This window comes from Mesorhizobium sp. B2-5-7, assembly GCF_006440875.1.
GTDB classification, from domain to species: domain Bacteria; phylum Pseudomonadota; class Alphaproteobacteria; order Rhizobiales; family Rhizobiaceae; genus Mesorhizobium; species Mesorhizobium australicum.
In genome coordinates this window covers 150,877-172,806 of sequence record NZ_VFUO01000001.1, presented here as the reverse complement: position 1 = coordinate 172,806, position 21,930 = coordinate 150,877, and the positions used below count along the sequence as shown (strand labels likewise).

The following is a 21,930-nucleotide window of genomic DNA, read 5'->3' as shown; positions in this document are numbered from 1 at the left end:
CTCCCGGAAACGGTAGAATGGGCCTACTACTTTTGCACGACTTTCGGTTTTCCACTCAGATATATTGTCTTGTATGCCTCGAAAATTGCCTCTAGGTTGCATTTATCCTCCAGTACTGGAACAAGATTCAGAAGAGATCTCATTCCCGATAGCAAAGAGAACGCTAGGATCGAGGCCGCCTCCTCAAGTTCGCTTTCGGTGACCGACGGTTCGATCTTCAGCTCGATCCAACCAGGCCGAATTTCCTGGAGATGCCGAACGAGCGAGGTCCAGGTCACATGCGCCGAGTCAGCGGATATTTCCCGGTAGACATGGGTCTGCCTGGGAAAAGGCGTCTGTATGTCGGAAATTTGGAACTTCCCTTTTGCCCCGGCACTTCTCCTCAAGAACTCTTGCAAATGCTTTTCCGCTTCTTTTGCAAGCTTTCCGGCGCCATTCGCCATGAATTTTTTGGCACGTGATCGCCGACTGACCTCGTCGTCGGATCGCAAGAGGTCGATATATCCGTCCTCCGTCTCAGCCAGAAACAGATGCAATGAGCATTCGATCGCCGAGCGGCAGGTCGATCGAAATGCAAGATCTCTGCCGGCATCGACCAGAACCAATGCAGACTGCGTTTCGGAAAGCAGCCGAGCCAAGAGCGCTAGTGCTGCAGACTTTTTCTCAGCGCGCTCAGTGTCATACAAGTCAACTTTGTCGAGCTCCAACGAATTGACGCTTCTCAGAAATTCGCCGAACCAGTCGCGCCAAACCTCGCGTATAGGCATAGCTGCTCCCTCCCGTCCCATGCCGCCAGCGTAGCCTGTCCTGCTTTACCCACTCATAGCTTGAGTTGCGGTAGCCAGCCAACCGCAGGCACCCATTGCACATTCAGCAGAACGCGGCCGGAAATCGCTTCGCGGGCAAAGCGGCTATGATTGAGTCACCCATAAGTCGCACCACGATCCTGTTCCGCTGCGCCATTGTCGCAAAGCGACTTTCTGAAATGGCGTAGCTGTCACTGCTATGACGTCGCATTGTCGCTGGATGAATGAGATAGTGACGCGGATGGAAAAGCAAATGACCCTGTCGAACGGCGCTAAAATCAGGGAACTGCGGGAAGCAGCCGGCATGACTCAAGACAAGCTGGCCGCCATGAGCCGAGTCGACAGGCGCACCGTCCAGCGTGCCGAGCAAGGGACTCGGCTGCAGATGGAGACGTTGTCGAGCCTAGCCGCTGCACTGGGTGTGCTTGTCGCCAACATTATCGTCAGCGGCGTCCGCCAAGAGGACATCGACGATCTCAGCGCAAAGAGCCTTATAGTGCTCAACCGGATCAGGTCCGGCATGATGTTGCTGAATATTGTGCGTGACAGCTATGAAGGGACAATCTCATGCGAGGCTGAGCCGACACCCGAGAACATCGAGGCGCTGTCAGCGGTCATAGTGAAGCTTGAGTCACTTATGCCTCAGCCTTGGGAGCGGCCGCATCAGCGACTGTTATTTCCTCTATCCCAAAGGTTGAAGGCGGCAGTGGAGGTGGGCGAGCAGCTCAGGCAACTTGAAGGGTGGGGAATCGCTTTTTATGCCGGCACCTACACCGCCCGAACTCAAGTTCCGATGTGGGATAGTGACCTAAGCGAGATGTTCATCTCCAACCGGTCCCCTTACGAGCTAGTCACTATGTGTCGCGTGATTATCGCCCATTCCGACCAGAGCGACCGGATCACGACTAAGGCCAATGACATTTTCGTCCCGACAAAGCCTCCCTCCGAGGCATCGGCCGAAAACGACAAGAAGCCTTTGGACGACGAGATACCCTTTTAGTTCCAACGTGGGTTGAGCTGGATAAAGGAGACATCAAATGGGGACATCCACGGACTCTCTGAAGCGTTATGCGTAATACGAAGTTAGGAAATGATTAAGAAACACGGTTTATGGTCTCTGGCATGACGAAGAAAATCGTATCCTTTCGGCTCTCGGCACATGAGATCGAGCTCATCGAGAAAAGCGCCCGAAGATTCAAAGTGAGCCGTTCACAGGCTCTCAGCGCGGCCATTCGAGCGTTCGACCAGAACTATATGGCCGAAGACGAAACGTTTGTTCAGCGCACTCCCTGGTGGTTCGAATCCCTCGATGGTGACACAAGATGAGCAAGCTGGATCCAAATAAGCTTGTAATGGTTCTCGCAGTGATCACGCTCGTGGTTATTGCCGCGATGTCGGGATACCGGCTGCAGATCGGCCCGAGCGGACTGACATTTGAGCACAGCGGAGCTGCCGATGCTGCTGCAAACTCGAAGGTGATCGCCACGGTGCCGTCCCATTGACGAATGCAGTCGACTTTGGAGCCAGGAAGCTTATTCCTCCGGCCGGGTAGTGTACTGACCGTCGGCCGGTGCTTGTTGAACGTGAGCCGCTTCGCCGCGCAGTCCACAAAGGCCTACTTCAAGAATTCCGCGTCCTTCGGCACATCGGCATCGATCGGCTCGGCCGTCCTGCTCGACACGGCCATGATCTTGCCGGCTGCCGACAGGTTGGGCCGCACGAAGACCTGAGCGGGAGGTCGATGATGTCCTGGTTCATAAGCGCACGCAGCCGGACGACGCGTTCTTGCCGATCGAATTCCATTCCGGCGAGCCTGACCGATCGACGGTCACTGCGCCTCGGCGCAGGGTGCATCTCGGTCCGGCCTGCGATATCGTGGCGGGCCAGAGTCACATTTGCCAGGTTGCCCGCCATGGACGAAAAAATGCCCGCACGCCGGCGTACCGGCGACCTGACCAGCGGCCCGATCCCGCGCACGCTGCTGCTCTTCGCCTTGCCGGTGCTCGGCTCCAACGTGCTGCAATCGCTGAACGGCTCGGTCAACGCCGTCTGGGTGGGCCGCTTCCTCGGCGAGTCGGCGCTGACCGCGACGTCCAACGCCAACCTCGTCCTGTTCCTGATCCTCGGCACGGTGTTCGGCATCGGCATGGCGGCCACAATCCTGGTGGCGCAGTCGGTCGGCGCCCGCGACCTGCCCGAGGCGCGCCGCATCGTCGGCACCAGCGCCACCTTCTTCTTCCTCGTTTCAGTGGTGTTCGCGGTCTGCGGCTGGATCTGGGTCGATGCCATCCTGGGCGCGCTCGGCACGCCGGCCGACGCCTTGCCGCTCGCACGCTCCTACCTGCGCATCATCTTCGTCGCCGTGCCGATGATGAACCTTCTGTCCTTCGTCATGACCGTGCTGCGCGGTGCGGGCGATTCACGCACCCCCTTCATCTTCATGGCATTGGCGGTCGTGCTCGACATCGTGCTCAATCCCCTGCTCATCCGCGGCATCGGCCCGTTTCCTGAACTCGGCATCGCCGGTTCCGCCACCTCGACCCTGATCGGCCAGACCGTGAGCGTCGTCGCCATCCTCATCGTGCTCTACGCGCGCAAGCATCCGTTGCGGCTGGCCGGCGCCAATCTCGTCCTGCTGCGCCCGGATCCGGCGCTGCTGCGCATCGTCGTCTTCAAGGGCGTGCCGATGGGCCTGCAGATGATCGTCATCTCGGCGGCGGCCCTGACGGTGATGGGCATCGTCAATTCCTACGGTTCGCAGGTCGCCGCCGCCTACGGTATCGCCGCGCAGCTCTGGACCTATATCCAGATGCCGGCGCTCGCCATCGGCGCCGCGGTCTCTTCCATGGCGGCGCAGAATGTCGGCGCCGGTCGCTGGGACCGGATCGGCCGCATCGCCGCCTCCGGCGTCGGTTTCAACCTTGTCCTGACCGGCGCCCTCGTCGCGCTGCTATGGGTCTTCGACCGTTCGATCCTGAGCCTGTTCCTGAGCAGCGACAGCGCGGCGATCGATATCGCCGCCCATATCAACACGGCCGCGTCCTGGTCGTTCATCCTGTTCGGCATCACCATCGTGCTGTTCGCCACGGTGCGCGCCACGGGTGCCGTGATGCCGCCGCTGATCATCCTGGTGATCTCGGTGCTCGTCGTGCGCACCGGCTTTGCCTATTACATGCGCGGCGTGATCGGCGAGGATGCGCTGTGGTGGAGTTTTCCGGCCGGTTCGATCACGTCTCTGATCCTGGCCGCGATCTATTACCGCTTCGGCGGCTGGCGCAGCTTGCACATGATCGAGAACAGGCCGGCTGCCGGCGAGCCGCCCGACACCGGGCTTGGCGTGCCGCGCCAGCGCGCGAACATGGCGCCTGAAACGCCGAACGGCTGATGCCGGGCCGCCTTGCCGAGGTGCCTTGCCGGCGTGCCTTGCCGGGCTGGCGCGGCGGTCTCAGCGCCTCTGTCCGAGCCCGAAGGCGAGCGCCACCAGCGCGAACGCGATGATCATGGCCGCGAAGGCCAGGCTGGCGGCGACAGCACTGGCATAAGTCGACACGACGCCGATGCCGATGACAGGCAAGGCGTTGCCGACAAAGCAGCAGATGAAGAAACTGGACACGACCTCGGCGCGGCGATCCCGCGGCGCGATCTCGTTCACCACTTGCAGGCCGCCGCGATAGCCGAGCGCTGCCGCCACGCCGCAGCAGGCCGTCGCCGCGATCATCAGCGCCATCGAGGCCAGCATCTGCGCCGCCACCACAAGCATGGTGCTTGGGATCATCAAGGCCAGCGCGGCCAGCATCGCCTTGCTGCTCCCCATCCGCGCCAGCGCCACGATGCTGATTGCCGCGACCATCGCCAGTTCGAAGAACAGCGCACCGGCCACGGCGTGGTTGGCCTCATGCAGTTGCTGCGCCAGGATGCTCGGCGCCACCGCCGCATAGAAGCCGACCAGCGCCATCGCGCCAAAGCCGGTCACCGCCGGCGCCACGAAGCGCGAGCGGATCTGCGCCGGCACGGAAAGCCGCGGCCGCATGGAGACCTTGCCAAGGCCGCCTGGCTTCATCACCGTTTCGCGCGTGCGCCAGACCATGATCGTCACCACCGCGAGCGTCGCCAGGTAGACAATGAAGACCAGACGCAATGGCCACGGCTCGTATTGGGCCAGCAGCCCCGAAACAAGCGCCCCGAAACCGAGGCCGAGAAAGTTGGTGCTGGTGGCGATGACGCTGGCGCGCGACCTGCCGGCCTCTGGAAGAAGCTCGGCGATCCACGCGGTTCCCGTCCCAGCGCCCACGCCGATGCCAAGTCCGCTCAGGATCCGCGCAACCTCGAGCGACGCGACATTGCCGGCAAACAGGAACACAACCGCGCTGATGACGGCGACGATCATGGCTGCAAGCGCCGCCGGCCGGCGCCCGACGACATCCGAAACGCTGCCGAACACCAGCAGGGCGCCGAGATTGCCGACGACATAGACCGCGTAGATCAGCGTCAAGGTGATCTGCGAAAAGCCGAATTGCTGCTTGTAGACGATATAGAGAGGCGTCAGCACCGTGCTGCCGGCAAACAGCACCGCGATCATCGCCGCGACGGTCGGAATCGCGAGGACGTCGCTGCCGGCTTCGTTGTGAGTTTGCGCCAGATCGCGAAAGGCCATGGCCAACCTCCTCACCAGGTTCAGGGGTCGCGACGTTAACGCGTCCTCACCGCCGACGTTCCGGTGGACGGCCAGGCTCCTGACACCACGGTGGGCATTGCCCGGCCAGGCAAGCCGATGATCGTAAAAACGTGGATCGGGGCCAGCGGCCCCGATCCATCACGGCACCCTTTACCGTTAGACGTAATCAGTCCTGTTTGCAGAAAAAGCCGGGCCTACTTGCAGGAGAAACCAGGTGCGATCTTGCACTTGCCGGGACGCGGCTTGTGCGGCGGGCGGTGGTGGGGAGGACGGTGATGGGGCCGATGATGCCAGTGCGGCGGCCGATGCGGCGGGCGCACGATGATAACCGGCGGATGCACGACTTGGGCCCGCGAGAGATAGCCGGAACTGGCCCAGCCGCTGACACCGCCGCCATGGATCCTGCACCAGCCCGGCTGACAGCCGGTCACGTCGACCCTGAGACCGGCCGGCAACGTCCCGACCTTGGCGTATCCCGCGCCAGGTCCGGTACGCACGTTGAGGCTCGTCGTGGTGTGGGCGCCGTAGGCGAAGGCCGCGGCGGACGTCCCGAAGACGGCGGCCAGAATGGTCGCTATCGCAAGCAGAAATCGAAATCTCATCAGTCCCTCCATCGAGCGCCGGCCGTTCGACTGCTTCGGCCGGGACTGCATCGCAAGGGGAGAGGCTGGGCAGGGAAAAGTCAACAAGTTACCAAGGCCAATCACCACGATCACCGATCCGGGTGGAAGTTTCCCCTGATATAGTTGAGGAATTTTGCGTACGCCGTTTATCGGCATGCCAACATCCGCTAACGATTTACTATCTTTCGGCAATTCGTCGCGGACCGAGGTGGTGATCATGGGCAAGGGCAGGGTCGAGGCATTCACCGACGGCGTGGTGGCGATCATCATCACCATCATGGTGCTGGACTTGAAGGTACCGGAAGGGGAGGATTTTTCGGCGCTGCTGCCGCAGTGGCCGGTCTTCCTGTGCTACGTGCTTTCGTTCATCAATGTCGGCATCTACTGGAACAATCTGCACAACATGTTCCATACCGTGCAGCGTGTCGACGGCCGCGTGCTGTGGGCGAACCTGCATCTGCTGTTCTGGTTGTCCCTGATGCCGGTGACGACCGCCTTCATGGGCGAGAACCATTTCGCCGCGGTTCCGGTCGCGGTCTATGGTTTTGACCTTGTAATGTGTGCGACCGCCTACAGCATCCTGGTCATTGCGCTGCATCGGCTGCATGGGCCGGACACCGCATTCGCCAAGGCAATCGGCCGCGATCGCAAGGGAAGGATTTCGCTCGCCGTCTACATAGCGGCCGTTGGGCTGACCTTCCTCGACCGGTGGATCGGCGTGGCGCTCTATGTCGCCGTCGCCCTGATCTGGCTGGTGCCGGACACGCGCTTTGCGCGGGTGATCGAAAAATAGCCATCTGCCTGACGCAATCCGGCAGGGCAAACCGCTTCACACGTTTCGTGGAATTGCCTAACCGCGCATCGCCTTCAGCTTTTCCGCCACGGAAGCGGCCAGATCGGCATAGCGCTCTTCCAGCCGCTCCGCCGCCTTGATGATCGAGAAATCATGGCCGAACTTTTCCAGCGCCATGCGCAGTTTCTCGACAAACTCGGCCTGTTTTTCGAGCGCCGAAAACAGAGTCTTCACCTGGGCTTCGCTGATATCGGGGTTGGCCAGCATCTGCGGCACCTCGCGCCCCATCTGGTCGCCGGTGGCGGTCTGTTCCTTCAGAATTGCAACCCAATCCGTCAATCGGAAATCTCCTTTTTGGCGTCGTAGCATGCGCAGCCCCGACCGGGCCGGTCAACCCGACAAGCCCGACGGAGGCTTGCGCAGGCCCGTTCCGGCGCTAAGTTCGGCAACATCAAAAAGGAAGCATCGCCGATGATCGCCGACACTGAGATCCAGACCGCCCTGCCAGCACTTGGCCAGGGCAACACCGCCGTCATCACCGGGGCCGCCAGTGGCATCGGCCTTGCCGCGGCCAAACGGCTGGCGCTGATGGGCATGAAGGTCGTGCTGGCCGACATTGGCGGGCCGCGCCTCGACGATGCCGCGCGGGCCGTCTCCGCGATTGCCGGTGACGACGCCGTGCTTGCCGTCGCATCGGACGTTTCGAAGGCCGGTGAGGTCGACCGTCTCGCCGACCGGGCATTCGGCGCCTTCGGCGAGGTCTCGCTGCTGATGAACAATGCTGGCGTCGGCGACAACCCCGGAAAGCCCTGGGAAAACCGCGATGGCTGGAAACGGCTGCTCGACATCAATTTCTGGGGCGTGGTGCATGGCGTCGAAGCTTTCGCGCCGCGCATGCTGGCGTCGGCCAAGCCGGGCCTGATCGTCAACACCGGCTCCAAGCAAGGCATCACCACACCGCCCGGCAACCTCGCCTACAACGTTTCCAAGGCTGGCGTGAAAACCTTTACCGAGGGCTTGGCGCATGCGCTGCGCAATGAACCCGGCGCCCGCCTGTCGGCGCATCTGCTCATCCCCGGCTTCACCTATACCGGCCTCACCGAGGGTGCGACCGAAAAGCCGGTGGGAGCGTGGACGGGCGAACAGGTGATCGATTTCATGCTGGAATCGCTGGTCGGGGGCGACTTCTATATCCTGTGTCCCGACAATGAGACGGCGCGACCCATGGACGAAAAGCGCATGGCCTGGGCGATCGGCGACATCATCGAAAACCGCCCTGCCCTGTCGCGCTGGCACCCCGGCCACAAGGATGCATTCGCGGCGTTCATGAAGCGATGAGCATGTCCCGAACATGGCCGCTGTGCGGATCACATAACTCGAACACCGGCGGAACTCTCGAAAATTGACCGCGGGTTCAGCCGCCGGCGCTTCGTGCCACCTCTTTTTTCGGTTTGCGTTTTGCCGCCACGACTTTCTTTGCGGCCATGGTCGCGACTTTGTCGTCATGCCGCTTCGCCGCGACCTCGCATTTGGCGCGGATCTCCTGGACCTCGGCTTCAGTCAGGTGCTCGATGCCGATGAAGGTGTTTTTGGCCTCGCTCACCCGTATCAATTCGTCGAGCTTGGCCTGGATCGCGGCGCCGTCCCGATTCTGGGTGTTTTGGATGAGAAACACCATCAGGAAGGTGATGATCGTGGTTCCGGTGTTGATCACCAACTGCCAGGTGTCGGAAAAATTGAAGAACGGCCCGCTCACCGCCCAGACGATAACGATCAGGCAACACACCGCAAATGTCAGCGGCAGTCCGGTGAGATGGGCGATCTGGTTGGCGAATTTGGTGAAAAGCTTCTCGATCATGTGGTCCCTCAAAACAGCGCCGCGTCATGCGGTCCGCCGGAAGAAACAACCAGCAGCCATTTCGGGTTCCCGCCGGTAAAAAATACGACCCACGCAATCGAATGCACGCAAAGCGCGCATCTGGAACAAAACACACCTTATCGGTTTAAGGTCATTGTAGCCGTGCAGGCAAAGAGCCTGTTCCTTCCGCTTCACAGCGGTTTACCTCCAGCCCCTTCCGCTGCGCCACCCCCGCATGGCGGAAGGGGTCTCATTCCGTCAGACGGCGTCGTTTTCCCAGCGGTCGAGGAAAGCCTCGATCGGCATTGCCTGCATGTCGGGAACCGCCCTGGCGAGTTTCTCGACCGGCCAGTCCCACCAGGCGAGAGCCTCGATGCGTGCCGCTATTTCAGGGGCAAAGCGTGACCTGAGCGGCTTCGCCGGCACGCCGGCAACGATCGTGTACGAAGGCACGTCCCGCGTCACCACGGCATTGGCGCCGATGACGGCGCCATTGCCGATGGCGATCCCAGGCAAGATGACCGCGCCATGGCCGATCCACACATCATGGCCGATGGTCACGGCCTTCGACCGCCGCCGCTCACGGAACGCGGCATCGACGCCCAGCCAGCGGAAATACTCGTTCGGCCGGTAGCTGACCTTGTGCTGGGCCAGCCGCTCGATCGGATGCTCCAGCGCATTGATGCGGCTGTTGGCGGCGATCGAGCAGAATTTGCCGATCGTCGTGTAGATCGCCTCGGCATGGCGTTCGAAATAGGAGAAATCGCCGACGATGACCTCGCGCAGCACGACGCGTTCGCCGATCGCGGCGTAGCGGCCAAGCTTGCAGCCCTTCATCTCAGCGGTTGGATGAATGCGCGGCTCGGGATCTTTCGCAACGAGATCTTCAGAACGGTCCATGCCGGCGGCTTTACGTCAGACCGATTGGTCCCGCAAGCGGGGCCAATCGCCAGCCAGAACAGGACAGGGTAGAGTTCGACCCGCCTATTTCGGCTTGCCGTTACTCCACACCACATTCTGGCCATAGAGCGGCACCGTCGTAACCGACATCTTGGCCGAGCCGTTCTGGACTTGGCGCGAATGCGACAGATAGATCAAGGTCTCGTTGGTCTTGTCGTAGATGCGGTTCACCACCTGCTTCTTCCAGATCAGGCTGATGCCTTGCTTGAAAACCTCCTCGCCGCCTTCGCTCGTATCGATATCCCCGATGGTGATCGGACCGGTCTGACGGCAGGAGATCGAGGAGTCGCTGGGATCCTCGAACCAGTTGCCCTTGTGCAGGCGGTCGATGACGCTGCGATCGAAATAGGAAACGTGGCAGGTCACGCCCTCCACTTTCGGATCCTTGATCGCCTCGACGATGATGTCGTTGCCGATCCAGTCGACGCCGACCTTGCCGACTTCCTCGGCGATGGCGCTACCGGCGGCAAGCACGACACACGCGGCCAAGGCACCGCCGATCAGTTTTCGCCCAATCAATCCTCGCCCAATCAATCCTGGCCCAGTCAATCCCGGCAAAGAATCCTCCTGCGGTTCGAGTTGCCGGGGTCTCAGGTGGGGCCAAAGCTGACACATTGCAAGCCGGAAGGTTCGATCAAACCGCAGGCATCCGCCACAGCCGGTTGCGTCAACGCGGCATCTTTGCGTGTACCCCGTCGAACCGCTAAGACTGTGGCCGACAACGGGCGCATGGTTCTGGCCGGCGCACCGTGACATTACGGACGGACTTTTCTGATGATGCGTTCTATCCTGGTCGGCATTCTCGTTCTGATGGCGGCCGGCATCGGCTGGCTGACCTTCGACTGGTATCGCGGCCACTATGGCGGCGAACCGTTCGGCGAGCCCTTTACCCTGGTCGACCAGAAAGGCGCACCAATCACCGAGGCCGCTTTCCGGGGCCAGCCCAGCGTCGTCTTCTTCGGCTTCACCCACTGCCCCGAAGTCTGCCCGACCACGCTGTTCGAACTCTCCGGCTGGCTGAAGACGCTCGGCGACGACGGCAAGAACCTGCATGCCTATTTCGTATCGGTCGATCCGGAGCGCGATACGCCGCCGGTGATGAACGCCTATGTCAGCAATTTCTCCGACCGCATCACCGGCATTACCGGCGATCCGGACAAGGTCCATGCCATGGCCAAGGCGTTCGGCATCTATTGGAAGAAGGTCGATACCGGCGACGGCGATTACACCATGGACCACACCGCCTCGGTGCTGCTGCTCAACGCCAAGGGCGACTTCGCGGGCACGATCGCCTATGGCGAGAATGCCAGCACCGCCGTGGAGAAGCTGAAGCGCCTCGCCGCGAAGGGCTGACAAGAATTCACATGACCCAGACGCGGCTCCATTTCACCACCGGAAAGATCGAGGCCGAGCGCATCTTCGCGGCGCTCGAAACGGCCTTCGAGGATGAGGGCCTGCCGATCGCCGTGCTGGAGGTCGATGAAGAGGCCGACATCCACGAGGTCTCGCTCTACGCCGATGGCGACGTCGAAGCGGTCGAGGCGCGGCTGAAGGATGTTCTCGCCGGCCTCGCTTTGTCGAGACCGGTCCAGCGCGAAGCGCTGCCCGACATCGACTGGGTGGCACGGTCCCTGGAAGGGTTGAAGCCGGTGCGCGCCGGCCGTTTCTTCGTCCACGGCGCGCATGACAGCAGGAAGCGCCACAGCGGCGAACTCGCCATCGAGATCGAGGCGGGCCTTGCCTTCGGCACCGGCCATCATGGCACCACCGCGGGCTGCCTCGAAATGCTGGAGAAAGTCGTGCGGCGCGAGCACCCGCGCAACGCGCTCGACCTCGGTACCGGCAGTGCGGTGCTGGCGATCGCCGTCGCCAAGCTGGCACATATTCCGGTGCTGGCCACCGACATCGATCCGGTCGCGGTCAAGGTCGCCGCCGCCAATGCGCGTCTGAATCACGTCAAAGGCCTGATCGAGACGGTGACCGCGCCTGGCTTTCACCACCCGATCTTTGCCAGGCGCGCGCCCTTCGACCTCATCGTCGCCAACATATTGGCGCGGCCGCTGATGCGGCTGGCGCCGCAAATGGCAGGGCATATCACGCTTGGCGGCTCGATCGTGCTGTCGGGCATCCTCGACCGCCAGCGCGACGCGGTGATCTCGGCCTATGTCGGCCAGAACTTCCGCCACGTCAGTACCTTGCACCGCGAAGGCTGGGTGACTATCCATCTCAAGCGTTGAGGCCGGCAAGGCGGTTGCCGGCCCTCAACGGTCCCGGTTGCTGGACTTCGATGCGTGTCGGCAAGAGAATGCCGCCGCCGCCCCCTTCATTCATGGCTGGACCAGCCTCATTTGGTTGTCACCCGGCCGACGCTGTAGCAATTTGCACCAGCCGGAAAATCGATTCCGCTTTCCAGGCCCATAGGTTACGGTCGCGCTGATATCAGGAGGCCCATCATGTTCCAGAGCTTCGATTCCGCGGGCGACCCGGCGGTCGGCAAGCCGCGCGTGGCATTGCTGCGCCAGTGGCTGACCGCGAACGGCCTCGATGGCTTCATCGTTCCGCGCGCCGACGAGCACCAGGGCGAATACGTCGCCGATCGGTCGGCACGGCTGAAATGGCTGACCGGCTTCAGCGGCTCGGCCGGCGTCGCCATCGTGCTGCGCGACCGGGCCTTCGTCTTTGTCGACGGGCGCTACACGCTGCAAGTGCGCAATGAGGTCGATCTCGACATCTTTTCGATCGAAAGCCTGGTCGATAATCCGCCCGCCGTCTGGCTCAAGGACAACATCGGCAAGGGCGTGCGCCTGGGCTTCGATCCCTGGCTGCACACGATCGGCGAGGTCAAGGCGCTGCAGGCCTCCGCCGACAAGACCGGCGCGGTGCTGGTGCCGCTCGACAGGAACCCGATCGACATCATCTGGAAGGATCAGCCCGCCGCACCCGTGACCCCGATCGAGCTTCATCCGATCGGCTTTGCCGGCGAACTCGCCAAGGACAAGCTGGCGCGGCTGGCGACGGCGATCGGCAAGGACGGCGCCACCCATGCGGTGCTGACCGACCCATCATCCATCGCCTGGGCCTTCAACATCCGTGGCGGTGACGTGCCGCACACGCCGCTGGCGCTCGGCTTCGCCATACTCGCCGCCGACGGGTCGCACCAGCTTTTCATCGATCGGCGCAAGTTCTCGCGCCAGGTGGCGGCCTACCTCACCCAGCTCGCCGATCCGCATGAGCCCGGCGAATTCGAAGCGGCGATCGCCGCACTTGCGAAAAGCGGCGCGAAAATCGCGCTCGATCCGGTGCTGGCCGCCGACCGGCTGCGCATGCTGGTCGAGGACAATGGCGGCACGGTGATTGCCGCGCCCGACCCTGCCCGCATTCCGCGCGCCACCAAGAACCAGGCCGAGATCAACGGCTCGCGCGCCGCGCATCGCCGCGACGGCGCGGCGGTGGCCAAGCTGTTGTGCTGGCTGGAGCGCCAGAAACCCGGCTCACTCGACGAAATCGCGGTTGTCACCAGGCTCGAAGAAACCCGCCGGCAGACCGGCGAGGAAACGCAGATGCCGCTGCGCGACGTCTCTTTCGACACCATTTCGGGCGCCGGCCCGAACGGCGCCATCATGCATTACCGCGTCTCGCGCGCCACCAGCCGCAAGCTTCAGGCCGGTGAGCTGTTCCTGCTCGATTCCGGCGCGCAATACCAGGACGGCACGACAGACATCACCCGCACCGTGCCGATCGGCCAGCCGACCGAAGAGATGCGCGAGCGCTTCACGCTGGTGCTCAAAGGCATGATCGGCATTTCCACGCTGCGCTTCCCCGCCGGCACGCGCGGCTCGGAGATCGACGCCGTCGCCCGCATGGCGCTGTGGAGGCATGGCTGCGACTTCGCCCATGGCACCGGCCACGGTGTCGGCTCATACCTGGCCGTCCATGAGGGTCCGCAGCGCATCGCCCGCACCGGCACCGAAAAGCTGCTCGAAGGCATGATGCTGTCGAACGAGCCCGGCTACTACAAGGAAGGCGCCTATGGCATCCGCATCGAGAACCTCATCCTGGTGACGCCGGCCGAACAGATCGAGGGCGGCGACATCGCCATGCACGGTTTCGAGACGCTGACGCTGGCCCCAATCGACGTCAGGCTGGTGCGATCGGATCTGCTGACGCGAGACGAATTGCACTGGCTCGACGCCTACCACGCCCGCGTGCTGGCCGAGATCGGACCGATGCTCGACGGCGAAACGCTGGCCTGGCTGGAAAAGGCGACGGCGCCGCTGCCGCACGACGCGAAGATTTGATTTCTGAAGCGCTGTAGGGCGTGTCGAGGTTCAGGCCAGGCCGGTTCGAAAACGGTTGATACGGAGAACCGGATTGGAGCGCCTAAGCGCAGCTATCGGCCGTCTGCGGGCCGGAATCACCCGGATATCGATACGCCCTACCCGACGAACTGCCGCGCTACGATCAATACAGCCGCGCCCGCCAGAAACATCGCCATCAGCCCGCCTCGCAGCGCCACCAGCGCGGAGACGACCAGCGCTGCCCACTCCGCCGGACCCGCGCCGAGCGCCGCCGGCGCCACCAGCGTCGTCAGCACCGCCGCAGGCACGGCGTTGAGCCCGGCCTCGACGCGCGGATGAATGTGGTCGAAGCGCGAGATGACCAGATGCCCGCCGATACGGGTGAGATAGGTGGCGATGGCGCCGGCGATGATGATCCAGAAGGTCGTGCTCATGGCCTTGTCTCCACACCGCTGTGATGCGGCGGCAGGACGACGGCGAGCAACACACCGGCGATGGCGCCGATCGAAACGTGCCAGGGCGAACCCACTGTCTTGTAGGCGATGATCGAGGCGCAGGCACTGGCGACGACCACCGGCAGCCACAGCGGCCGCTTGCGGAAGCCCATCACCAGGCCAAGGAAATAGATCGGCAGCAGGAAATCGATGCCCAGGGCATGGGGATCGGGAATGAGCTTTCCAAACAGCGCGCCGAGCGCGCTTTCGATGGTCCAGAATACATAGACCGGCAGCCCAAGTCCCAGATACCAGGCAAAGCCGACGGTCTGGCCCGACTGGGCCCTGGCCTCGGCGACGGCGAATTGCGGATCGGTGAGGATGAAGAAACCGAGCGCCTGCTGCACCCCGGACCAGTGCGCGATGCGCCGGCCAATGCCGGCGGAATAGAGCACGTGGCGGAAATTGACGGCGAAGATCGACAGCACGATCAGCCACGGCGCGACATGCTGGCCGAACAGTTCTATGCCGACCATCTGGCTGGCGCCGCCGAAGATCAGCGCGCTCATCAGGAAGGCTTCGAAAACGGAAAAGCCGTTGTCGACGGCGATCGCGCCGAACAGCAGCCCGAATGGCGCCGCCGCCACCACGACCGGCATGGAGAGCCGTACGCCTTGCCAGAAATCGCTTTTCACGCCGTTCTCGGAAATTGCTTGCGCCGACATGTCTCTCCCCGGTCAGAGGGCTGATGTAGGAAGCACTGCCCGGCTTGTCACACGAATTCGCTTGAGCCAAACGATCAGCGGAAATGATCCCTGTTAGGATTCACGCGATATCCTATTGTCGCCCGGCAGGCATTTGGCAGAAATACACGAGGGGGATTCTAATGATTGCTTATGATTTCACCGGCAGGCACGCAGTCGTCACCGGGGCCGGTGGCGGCATGGGCGAGGCGATCACGCTGGCGTTGCTCGATGCCGGCGCGTCGGTCACCGCCATCGACGTCAAGCCACGCCCGACAGCGCTCGCCGCCTATGACGACCGGCTGACCTTCGCCCAGGGCGACCTCACCGACGCCGGCTTTGTTGAACGGACCATCGGCGCTGCGGGCCGCGAACGCGGCGGTATCGACTATCTCGCCAATGTCGCAGGCGTGCTCTGGTTCGGCCGCGACAAGTCGGCTCTCGAGATGGACCTCGACGTCTGGGACCAGGTCTTCAACATCAACCTGAAATCCTTCGTGCACACGGCGCGCGCGGTTGTTCCGCAAATGCGCGCAGGCGGGCGTGGCGGCGCCATGGTGCATTTCTCGACCATCCAGTGGTATCGCGGCGATCCGAAGCCACAGGATGCCTACCAGGCGTCGAAGGCCGGCGTCTGCGCGCTGTCGAAGTCGCTCGCCATGCAGTTGGCCGGCGAGCGCATCCGCTCCAACGCCATCTGCCCGGGCATGGCGCTGACGCCGCTGCAGGCGCGTTGGGACACCGAGGAGAAGCGCGCCGCCGTCGCCGACTACACACCGCTCGGCCGCATCGGCACGCCGCAGGACATGGCCAACGCCGCGCTCTTCCTGCTTTCCGACGCGGCAAGCTACATCACCGGAATAGAGCTGGCCGTCGATGGGGGTCTCCTGATGCGGATGTAGCCCGCCCTGTCCAACGGATCGGAAAACTAACCGGTCACCTTGCCCTGGATCGCCCTGCCCCAGTCGAGCAGCGGCTTGGCGCGTAATGTAAACTCGACAAGCTCGTCGACCAGCGCCGGCGCGTGAATTTCGGTCGGATTGATGACACGCTGGACGACGAAATGCCGGTTGCGCACGGCCTCCGCGAGATCGGCGTCCGCGATCTGCTCAAAACCGCGCGGCGCCCGCTTCATGCGGCCTTCGGTTTCGAATTCAAGGCCGTTTTTCTTCAACGTTGAAAGCAGCTTGCGGAATTCGCCGGGCCGATCGGTGATCGCCTTGCGCATCGCCAGCAAGAGCGGCGGCTCAGGGTTCCACCAGGCCACGTCGGCAAAGCAGCGCTCGAGCCCGATATGCACGTAGAAGACGCCCAGGCCTGTCTTGCTGCCGTCTGGTGACAGAATGGCCGAAACATGCCTGTTGTAGGGACGTTTGTCCTTGGCAAAGCGGACGTCGCGATTGACGCGGAACAGCGATTTCTTGCGGTCGCCGCGCAGACCAAGCCCCGCCGTTACGAAACGCTCCGTAAGGACCTCGACCAGATCGCCGATCGGCCCATGCAGATCGCTGTCGAAAAGCGCGCGGTTCTCCGCAAACCATTCGCGGCTCTGGTGGAAATCCAGCGCCTTGAAGAACGGCATGGCTTTCGGACCAAAACCTTTGAACGTTCCGTCCGTCACGACTTGCCGACCCGCTGCAGCCAGGTGTCCTCGTCGATGACCTCGACGCCGAGTTCGCTGGCAAGCTTGAGTTTGGAGCCCGCACCCGGTCCCGCCACCAAAAGATCGGTCTTGGCCGAAACCGAACCGGCCACCTTGGCGCCGAGACGTTCGGCCATCGCCTTGGCTTCGGAACGGGTCATCTTTTCCAGTGAACCGGTAAAGACAATCGTCTTGCCGGCAACTTCGCTGTCGGCCGAGACGGTAACGATATAGGGCTTCGGCTTGACCTGTTGCAGCAACTTCTCGAGCACCTCGTCATTGCGCTCGTTGCCGAAGAAATCGCGCAGCGCATCGATCACCGTATCGCCAATGCCGTTGATCGACGGGAAGACCGAATGCGGATCCTCCGCCGCCGCCGTCTCCTTGCCGACGCGGATAAGCTCCTCGACGGTCGAGAATGTTCGCGCAAGCACGGCGGCCGTTGTCTCGCCTATATGGCGGATGCCGAGCGCGAAGATGAAGCGGTCGAGCTCCGGCTCGCGGCGCGAATCGATGGCCGCGAACAATTTGTCGAGGCTTTCGTAATTGCGGTCCTCGACGCTGCGCACATTCTTGCGGGTCTTGCCGGATGCGGCCTCGCGTTGCCTGGCCTGCTCCTCGCGCCGCTCGGCCAGCGCCTTGGTCACGGCGGGGCGGCGCTCCCTGAGCGTGAAGATGTCGGCGGCTGTCTTGATCAAACCCGCATTGAAAAACGTGTCGATGTTCTCCGCGCCCAGGCCTTCGATATCCAGGGCGCCGCGCGACACGAAGTGGCGCAGCCCTTCCACGGCCTGCGCCGGGCAGATCAGTTCGCCCGTGCAGCGGCGGCGCGAATCCTCCTTGCCGGTCTTCTCGTTGATCTCGCGCGTCGCCGGCGAGCCGCAGATCGGGCAAGAGTGCGGGAATTCGTACGGCACGGCATCGGGCGGACGCTTGTCGATGACGACGCTGACGATCTGCGGGATGACATCGCCTGCCCGCTGGATCACCACCGTGTCGCCGATGCGCACGTCGATGCCGTCGCGGATCGGCTGGCCGGTGCTGTCCAGGCCCTTGATATAATCTTCATTGTGCAGCGTGACGTTCTCCACCACCACGCCGCCGACCGTCACCGGCGCAAGCCGCGCGACCGGCGCCAGCGTGCCGGTTCGGCCGACCTGGATGTCGATCCTCTGCACGGTCGTCATCGCCTGTTCGGCCGGGAATTTGTGCGCGACGGCCCAGCGCGGCTCACCGGTGACGAAACCCCAGCGGCGCTGCAGCTCCAGCTGGTCGACCTTGTAGACGACCCCGTCTATGTCATAGCCGAGCGACGAGCGTTGCTCCTCGATCAGGTGATAATGCGCGACCAGTTCCTCGACCGATTTCGCCCGCACCATCAGCGGGCTGATCTTGAAGCCCCAATCGGCGAATTTCTGCACCGCTTCATACTGCGTTGGTGCCGGATCCGCCGTCGTGTAACCCCACGCGTAGGCAAAGAATTTGAGGTTGCGGCTGGCGGTGACGGATGGATCCTTCTGGCGCAGCGACCCGGCCGCCGTGTTGCGCGGATTGACGTAATCCTGGCCCCCCACAGCCGCCGAGCGCGCCTTGAGCGCCTCGAATTCGGCATAGGTCATATAGACCTCGCCGCGGATCTCGATGGTCTCGGGCCAGCCTGAACCCTTCAGCTTGGCGGGAATGTCGGCGATGGTCCTGAGGTTGGCGGTGATGTCCTCGCCGACAGCGCCGTCGCCGCGCGTCGCGCCCTGCACGAACACCCCCTTTTCGTAACGCAGCGAAGCCGACAGCCCGTCGATCTTCGGTTCGGCGGTGAAGGCAATATCGAGGTCCTTGTCGCGGTCGAAGAAGCGCCGGCCGCGCTCGATGAAATCGGTGACGTCGGCGTCCGTATAGGCCTTGGCGAGGCTGAGCATCGGCACGGCATGGCGCACCTTGGTGAAGCCTTCCGCCGGGGCGGCACCCACCCTGAGCGAGGGCGAATCCTCGCGCACCAGCCCGGGAAAGCGCTCCTCGATGGCAAGATTGCGCCGCCGCAGCGCGTCATACTCGGCGTCCGTGATCGTGGGCGCGTCCTCGGCATGGTAGCGCCGGTCATGACCAGCGATCTCCTCGGCAAGGCGCTGGAGTTCGGCTTCAGCCTCGCTTTCGCTGAGCGAATCGACAGGTTTTTCGGCCATGCTTTTTGTCCCTGAACGGTGGCGCGCCACAATAGAGCATGATCTTGAAAGGTGGGAACCGGTTTTCGGAAAAGATCATTCCTGAACAGCAGGATGGAGCCATATCCTGACTCGCCCCATGACGCCTGATCGTCTCATGACGCCGGATCGTCTCATGACGCCGGATCGTCTCATGACGCCGGATCGTCTCATGCCGCGTTTGTATTCTCGCGCAGCAGCCGCTCGGCGGCGGCGCGCGCCTCGTCGGTGATCATGGCGCCGGCCAGCATGCGGGCGATCTCCTCCTGCCGCGCAGTCCTGTCCATCTCGGCAATTCCGGTCGCGACACGGTCGGTGCTGCCCGATTTGGAGATCAGGAAATGTGTTGCCGCGCGCGCCGCCACTTGCGGCGCATGGGTGACGGAAAGCACCTGGACGCGCTTCGACAGCCGCGCCAGCCGCTGGCCGATGGCGTCGGCGACAGCGCCGCCCACCCCGGTGTCGATTTCGTCGAAAACCAATGTCGGCGCCGAGCCACGATCGGCCAGCGCCACCTTTAACGCCAGGAGAAAGCGCGAAAGCTCGCCGCCGGAGGCAACCTTCATCATCGGCCCGGGCCGCGTGCCAGGATTGGTGCGCACCCAGAACTCGATCTGGTCGATGCCCTCTTCCATGCGCGCCTCGGCCTCGCTCTTCATCTCGACGATAAAGGCCGCGCGTTCGAGCTTCAGCGCCGGCAGTTCGGCCATCACCGCCTTGGTCAGACCGACCGCCGCGGCATGACGAAGCGAGGACAGCTGTGCGGCGGCGATGTCATAGGCTTCGCGCGCAGCGGCCGCCTGCTTTTCCAAGCCGTGCAGGCGTTCTTCGCCGGCATCGAGATCGGCGAGATCGGCAACCATCGTGTCGCGCAGCTGCGCCAGGTCATCGACGGCGACGCTGTGCTTGCGTGACGCCGCGCGCAGCGAAAACAGTCGTTCCTCGGCTTTCTCCAGCCGCTGCGGATCATACTCCGTGGCACGAAGCGCGGCCTCGACGCCCGACTGCGCCGCGTCGAGAGACAGCATGGCTTCGTCCAGCGACTTCACCACGTCCTCGAGCAGGCCGGGCGCCTCCGTCGCCTTGCGCTGCAGCCGTCTCAGCAGGCTGGCCAGTTGCGGCAAGGGCGAGGACGGGCCCGACAGCACATCCTGCGCGTCGTGAATTTCGGAAGCGATCTTCTCGGCGCGCATCATGTGGGCACGCAGCTCGGCAAGTTCGGTTTCCTCGCCCGGCTGCGGATCGAGCTTGGTCAGTTCGGCAACCGCGGCGCGCAGATAGTCGGCCTCGCGCGCGGCGGCTTCCACCTTGGCGCGATGGCGCGTCAGCTCCTGCTGGGCGGCGCGCCAGTGCCGCCATGCCTCGCCGGTCGAGCGGACGGCGCCGAGATGGCCGCCGAAAGCATCGAGCACATCGCGATGCGCGCCGGGATCGACCAAGGCGCGCTCGTCATGCTGGCCGTGGATCTCGACCAGCGCGCGGCCGACATCGCGCATCAGCGTCACGGAGGAAGGCTGGTCGTTGACGAACACACGGGTCCGGCCGTCCGCCGTCTGCACGCGCCGCAGGATGACGTCGCCATCATCCTCGATGGCGTTTTCGGCGAGCAGCGCGCGCACCGGATGGTTGCGCGGAACATCGAACACGGCAATGACCTGGCCCTGGGACGCGCCGTGGCGCACCAGCGAGGCATCGCCGCGCGCGCCGAGCGCCAGCGACAGGGCATCGAGCAGGATGGACTTGCCGGCGCCGGTTTCGCCGGTCAGCACGGAAAGGCCCGGCTGGAAGTCGATGTCCAGCTTTTCGATCAGGACGATATCGCGGATCGACAGTCTGGAAAGCATGAGAAACCGGACCTATTGCATGCCGCCCAAAAGTGGACCCGGTTTCGGGATAACGACAGGCACGAAAAACAAAAGGATAAAGCGGCACCCGACAGTTGGAGTCGCAGCGCCGCACTATCTTTTTGTTTGAGCTTCGGATCAATCCGAAAAAGCGCGCTGCGCACTTCGCTCGGAGGCTCCGCGGTCAGGCGCCGGTGATCAGCTTCCCGGCCTTGGATATCCACGACCCGGCATTTTCACGCGGCGCCAACCCGTTGCTCTGCAGCAGCTTGTAGGAATCCTTGTACCACGAACTGTCGGGATAGTTGGTACCGAGCACCGCGGCCGCCGTCTGGGCCTCCGAGGTCAAGCCCAACGCGTAATAGCTTTCGGTAAGGCGCGCGAGCGCTTCCTCGACATGGCGGGTGTTGGAATAGTTTTCGACCACGGTGCGGAAGCGTTTGACGGCGGCGATGTACTCGCGGCGCTCCAGATAATAGCGGCCGATCTGCATTTCCTTGCCCGCGAGCTGGTCGTTGGCGAAGCGGATCTTTTCCTTGGCATCGTCGACATATTCCGACGTCGGCCAGCGCGTCACCAGGTCCTGCATCGTCTGCAGGGTCTGGCGTGCTTCCTTCTGGTCCTGCGTCACATCCTTGATCTGGCGATAGTAGCTCAGACCAATGATATACTGGGCATAGGCCGCGTCATCCGTGGACGGATAGAGCGCCAAGTACCGCTTCGCCGACTGGATCGCATCGTCGTAGCTGCCCTTTCGATAGTCGGCGAACGCGCCCATCACCATCGATTTGCGGGCCCATTCCGAATAGGGGTGCTGGCGGTCGACCGCGTCGAATTTCTTGCTTGCCTCGTCCAGGCGGCCGGCGTTCAGATTGGCCAGGCCCTGATTGTAGAGAACGTCGGCCGGTTCGGTCTGGTCGACATAGGTCGACAGGTCGATGTCTTTTTCCGACGACATGCAAGCCGCCAGAAAGAGCGATGGAACAACCACCGAAAGCGCCAGGAAAACAGACCGCTGCGGCGCTTTCGATTGACCAACTCGCTTGAAGAACATGA

The 21,930-nt window shown here is 63.1% G+C and carries 24 protein-coding genes; 11 read left to right on the top strand and 13 right to left on the bottom strand.

Features of this window, described 5'->3' with window-relative positions; all coding sequences use genetic code 11:
* Positions 1 to 26: 26 nt before the first annotated feature.
* Positions 27 to 767, bottom strand: coding sequence for a hypothetical protein (locus FJ543_RS00790; RefSeq protein ID WP_140873372.1), 741 nt, complete (start codon positions 765 to 767; stop codon positions 27 to 29).
* Positions 768 to 1,059: 292 nt separating this feature from the next.
* Between FJ543_RS00790 and FJ543_RS00785 the strand changes: the two genes are divergently transcribed.
* The 5 genes from FJ543_RS00785 (at position 1,060) to FJ543_RS00765 (ending at position 4,191) form a co-directional block, all read left to right on the top strand.
* Positions 1,060 to 1,806 (top strand): helix-turn-helix transcriptional regulator, encoded by a 747-nt coding sequence (locus FJ543_RS00785; protein WP_181173891.1) that lies wholly within the window; start codon positions 1,060 to 1,062, stop codon positions 1,804 to 1,806.
* A 122-nt stretch (positions 1,807 to 1,928) separates the two neighbouring features.
* Positions 1,929 to 2,132, top strand: coding sequence for a hypothetical protein (locus FJ543_RS00780; protein ID WP_140873368.1), 204 nt, complete (start codon positions 1,929 to 1,931; stop codon positions 2,130 to 2,132).
* Positions 2,129 to 2,308, top strand: a complete 180-nt coding sequence (locus FJ543_RS00775; RefSeq protein ID WP_140873366.1) for a hypothetical protein — start codon at positions 2,129 to 2,131, stop codon at positions 2,306 to 2,308. The genes FJ543_RS00780 and FJ543_RS00775 overlap by 4 nt, the downstream gene beginning before the upstream one ends.
* Before the next feature lie 81 nt (positions 2,309 to 2,389).
* Positions 2,390 to 2,536: a hypothetical protein gene (locus FJ543_RS31360; RefSeq protein ID WP_181173890.1), complete on the top strand. Its 147-nt coding sequence runs from the start codon at positions 2,390 to 2,392 to the stop codon at positions 2,534 to 2,536.
* Between the two features lie 182 nt (positions 2,537 to 2,718).
* Entirely contained in the window at positions 2,719 to 4,191 is a 1,473-nt protein-coding gene (locus tag FJ543_RS00765; RefSeq protein ID WP_140873364.1) for an MATE family efflux transporter, read from the top strand.
* 60 nt (positions 4,192 to 4,251) lie between these two features.
* Here FJ543_RS00765 and FJ543_RS00760 read toward each other — a convergent pair whose 3' ends face one another.
* Together FJ543_RS00760 and FJ543_RS00755 are read right to left on the bottom strand one after the other, a co-directional pair.
* The gene (locus tag FJ543_RS00760) at positions 4,252 to 5,460 is read right to left on the bottom strand and encodes an MFS transporter (protein ID WP_140873362.1); all 1,209 of its coding nucleotides are present in this window, start codon (positions 5,458 to 5,460) and stop codon (positions 4,252 to 4,254) included.
* A 215-nt stretch (positions 5,461 to 5,675) separates the two neighbouring features.
* Positions 5,676 to 6,083 (bottom strand): SH3 domain-containing protein, encoded by a 408-nt coding sequence (locus FJ543_RS00755; RefSeq protein WP_140873360.1) that lies wholly within the window; start codon positions 6,081 to 6,083, stop codon positions 5,676 to 5,678.
* Positions 6,084 to 6,321: 238 nt separating this feature from the next.
* On the opposite strand from FJ543_RS00755, the gene FJ543_RS00750 reads away from it, so the two are divergent.
* A complete protein-coding gene (locus tag FJ543_RS00750) occupies positions 6,322 to 6,897 on the top strand; it encodes a TMEM175 family protein (protein WP_140615661.1) in 576 nt (191 codons plus the stop codon).
* A 57-nt stretch (positions 6,898 to 6,954) separates the two neighbouring features.
* Here FJ543_RS00750 and FJ543_RS00745 read toward each other — a convergent pair whose 3' ends face one another.
* A complete protein-coding gene (locus FJ543_RS00745; RefSeq protein WP_023792142.1) occupies positions 6,955 to 7,236 on the bottom strand; it encodes a hypothetical protein in 282 nt (93 codons plus the stop codon).
* Positions 7,237 to 7,368: 132 nt separating this feature from the next.
* Between FJ543_RS00745 and FJ543_RS00740 the strand changes: the two genes are divergently transcribed.
* The gene (locus FJ543_RS00740; RefSeq protein ID WP_140873358.1) at positions 7,369 to 8,235 is read left to right on the top strand and encodes an SDR family NAD(P)-dependent oxidoreductase; all 867 of its coding nucleotides are present in this window, start codon (positions 7,369 to 7,371) and stop codon (positions 8,233 to 8,235) included.
* A gap of 76 nt (positions 8,236 to 8,311) precedes the next feature.
* On the opposite strand, the gene FJ543_RS00735 is transcribed toward FJ543_RS00740, so the two are convergent.
* The 3 genes from FJ543_RS00735 to FJ543_RS00725 all read right to left on the bottom strand — a co-directional run bounded on the left by FJ543_RS00735 (position 8,312) and on the right by FJ543_RS00725 (position 10,231).
* Positions 8,312 to 8,755, bottom strand: a complete 444-nt coding sequence (locus tag FJ543_RS00735) for a low affinity iron permease family protein (protein ID WP_181166289.1) — start codon at positions 8,753 to 8,755, stop codon at positions 8,312 to 8,314.
* 258 nt (positions 8,756 to 9,013) lie between these two features.
* Entirely contained in the window at positions 9,014 to 9,655 is a 642-nt protein-coding gene (locus FJ543_RS00730) for a DapH/DapD/GlmU-related protein (RefSeq protein ID WP_140873356.1), read from the bottom strand.
* Positions 9,656 to 9,739: 84 nt separating this feature from the next.
* Positions 9,740 to 10,231, bottom strand: a complete 492-nt coding sequence (locus tag FJ543_RS00725) for a CreA family protein (protein ID WP_181173925.1) — start codon at positions 10,229 to 10,231, stop codon at positions 9,740 to 9,742.
* A 258-nt stretch (positions 10,232 to 10,489) separates the two neighbouring features.
* Here FJ543_RS00725 and FJ543_RS00720 point away from each other — a divergent pair, with 258 nt between their 5' ends.
* From FJ543_RS00720 to FJ543_RS00710, 3 genes are all read left to right on the top strand, one after another.
* Positions 10,490 to 11,068 (top strand): SCO family protein, encoded by a 579-nt coding sequence (locus FJ543_RS00720; RefSeq protein WP_140873354.1) that lies wholly within the window; start codon positions 10,490 to 10,492, stop codon positions 11,066 to 11,068.
* A gap of 11 nt (positions 11,069 to 11,079) precedes the next feature.
* Positions 11,080 to 11,952 carry a 50S ribosomal protein L11 methyltransferase gene (locus tag FJ543_RS00715; protein ID WP_140873352.1) on the top strand — a complete coding sequence of 291 codons (873 nt, stop codon included), beginning with the start codon at positions 11,080 to 11,082 and terminating at the stop codon, positions 11,950 to 11,952.
* Between the two features lie 216 nt (positions 11,953 to 12,168).
* Positions 12,169 to 14,013, top strand: coding sequence for an aminopeptidase P family protein (locus tag FJ543_RS00710; protein ID WP_140873350.1), 1,845 nt, complete (start codon positions 12,169 to 12,171; stop codon positions 14,011 to 14,013).
* Positions 14,014 to 14,150: 137 nt separating this feature from the next.
* Here the strand turns inward: FJ543_RS00710 and FJ543_RS00705 are convergent, their stop codons facing one another.
* Positions 14,151 to 14,447: an AzlD family protein gene (locus FJ543_RS00705; RefSeq protein WP_023769676.1), complete on the bottom strand. Its 297-nt coding sequence runs from the start codon at positions 14,445 to 14,447 to the stop codon at positions 14,151 to 14,153.
* Positions 14,444 to 15,172, bottom strand: a complete 729-nt coding sequence (locus tag FJ543_RS00700) for an AzlC family ABC transporter permease (protein ID WP_140615647.1) — start codon at positions 15,170 to 15,172, stop codon at positions 14,444 to 14,446. Before FJ543_RS00700 ends, FJ543_RS00705 begins: the two co-directional genes overlap by 4 nt.
* 161 nt (positions 15,173 to 15,333) lie before the next feature.
* On the opposite strand from FJ543_RS00700, the gene FJ543_RS00695 reads away from it, so the two are divergent.
* Positions 15,334 to 16,092 (top strand): SDR family oxidoreductase, encoded by a 759-nt coding sequence (locus tag FJ543_RS00695; RefSeq protein WP_140615645.1) that lies wholly within the window; start codon positions 15,334 to 15,336, stop codon positions 16,090 to 16,092.
* Positions 16,093 to 16,118: 26 nt separating this feature from the next.
* On the opposite strand, the gene FJ543_RS00690 is transcribed toward FJ543_RS00695, so the two are convergent.
* The 4 genes from FJ543_RS00690 to FJ543_RS00675 form a co-directional block, all read right to left on the bottom strand.
* Complete coding sequence (locus tag FJ543_RS00690) at positions 16,119 to 16,811, bottom strand: TIGR02453 family protein (protein WP_246678811.1); 693 nt, start codon at positions 16,809 to 16,811, stop codon at positions 16,119 to 16,121.
* Positions 16,808 to 19,012 carry an NAD-dependent DNA ligase LigA gene (ligA, locus tag FJ543_RS00685; RefSeq protein ID WP_140873348.1) on the bottom strand — a complete coding sequence of 735 codons (2,205 nt, stop codon included), beginning with the start codon at positions 19,010 to 19,012 and terminating at the stop codon, positions 16,808 to 16,810. Before ligA ends, FJ543_RS00690 begins: the two co-directional genes overlap by 4 nt.
* 188 nt (positions 19,013 to 19,200) lie before the next feature.
* On the bottom strand, positions 19,201 to 20,874 hold the full coding sequence (recN, locus tag FJ543_RS00680) for a DNA repair protein RecN (protein WP_140873346.1): 1,674 nt from the start codon (positions 20,872 to 20,874) through the stop codon (positions 19,201 to 19,203).
* 184 nt (positions 20,875 to 21,058) lie between these two features.
* Positions 21,059 to 21,928 carry an outer membrane protein assembly factor BamD gene (locus FJ543_RS00675; protein ID WP_015317218.1) on the bottom strand — a complete coding sequence of 290 codons (870 nt, stop codon included), beginning with the start codon at positions 21,926 to 21,928 and terminating at the stop codon, positions 21,059 to 21,061.
* Positions 21,929 to 21,930: the final 2 nt, after the last annotated feature.

Bases quoted from the DNA above. Each gene is read 5' to 3' on its own strand.
- ligA (WP_140873348.1), bottom strand. From the start codon at position 19,012: ATGGCCGAAAAACCTGTCGATTCGCTCAGCGAAAGCGAGGCTGAAGCC.
- FJ543_RS00715 (WP_140873352.1), top strand. From the start codon at position 11,080: ATGACCCAGACGCGGCTCCATTTCACCACCGGAAAGATCGAGGCCGAG.
- FJ543_RS00695 (WP_140615645.1), top strand. From the start codon at position 15,334: ATGATTGCTTATGATTTCACCGGCAGGCACGCAGTCGTCACCGGGGCC.
- FJ543_RS00755 (WP_140873360.1), bottom strand. From the start codon at position 6,083: ATGAGATTTCGATTTCTGCTTGCGATAGCGACCATTCTGGCCGCCGTC.
- recN (WP_140873346.1), bottom strand. From the start codon at position 20,874: ATGCTTTCCAGACTGTCGATCCGCGATATCGTCCTGATCGAAAAGCTG.
- FJ543_RS00785 (WP_181173891.1), top strand. From the start codon at position 1,060: ATGACCCTGTCGAACGGCGCTAAAATCAGGGAACTGCGGGAAGCAGCC.
- FJ543_RS00730 (WP_140873356.1), bottom strand. From the start codon at position 9,655: ATGGACCGTTCTGAAGATCTCGTTGCGAAAGATCCCGAGCCGCGCATT.
- FJ543_RS00705 (WP_023769676.1), bottom strand. From the start codon at position 14,447: ATGAGCACGACCTTCTGGATCATCATCGCCGGCGCCATCGCCACCTAT.
- FJ543_RS00790 (WP_140873372.1), bottom strand. From the start codon at position 767: ATGCCTATACGCGAGGTTTGGCGCGACTGGTTCGGCGAATTTCTGAGA.
- FJ543_RS00775 (WP_140873366.1), top strand. From the start codon at position 2,129: ATGAGCAAGCTGGATCCAAATAAGCTTGTAATGGTTCTCGCAGTGATC.
- FJ543_RS00750 (WP_140615661.1), top strand. From the start codon at position 6,322: ATGGGCAAGGGCAGGGTCGAGGCATTCACCGACGGCGTGGTGGCGATC.
- FJ543_RS00765 (WP_140873364.1), top strand. From the start codon at position 2,719: ATGGACGAAAAAATGCCCGCACGCCGGCGTACCGGCGACCTGACCAGC.
- FJ543_RS00710 (WP_140873350.1), top strand. From the start codon at position 12,169: ATGTTCCAGAGCTTCGATTCCGCGGGCGACCCGGCGGTCGGCAAGCCG.
- FJ543_RS00760 (WP_140873362.1), bottom strand. From the start codon at position 5,460: ATGGCCTTTCGCGATCTGGCGCAAACTCACAACGAAGCCGGCAGCGAC.
- FJ543_RS00720 (WP_140873354.1), top strand. From the start codon at position 10,490: ATGATGCGTTCTATCCTGGTCGGCATTCTCGTTCTGATGGCGGCCGGC.
- FJ543_RS00740 (WP_140873358.1), top strand. From the start codon at position 7,369: ATGATCGCCGACACTGAGATCCAGACCGCCCTGCCAGCACTTGGCCAG.
- FJ543_RS00700 (WP_140615647.1), bottom strand. From the start codon at position 15,172: ATGTCGGCGCAAGCAATTTCCGAGAACGGCGTGAAAAGCGATTTCTGG.
- FJ543_RS00675 (WP_015317218.1), bottom strand. From the start codon at position 21,928: ATGTTCTTCAAGCGAGTTGGTCAATCGAAAGCGCCGCAGCGGTCTGTT.
- FJ543_RS00780 (WP_140873368.1), top strand. From the start codon at position 1,929: ATGACGAAGAAAATCGTATCCTTTCGGCTCTCGGCACATGAGATCGAG.
- FJ543_RS00735 (WP_181166289.1), bottom strand. From the start codon at position 8,755: ATGATCGAGAAGCTTTTCACCAAATTCGCCAACCAGATCGCCCATCTC.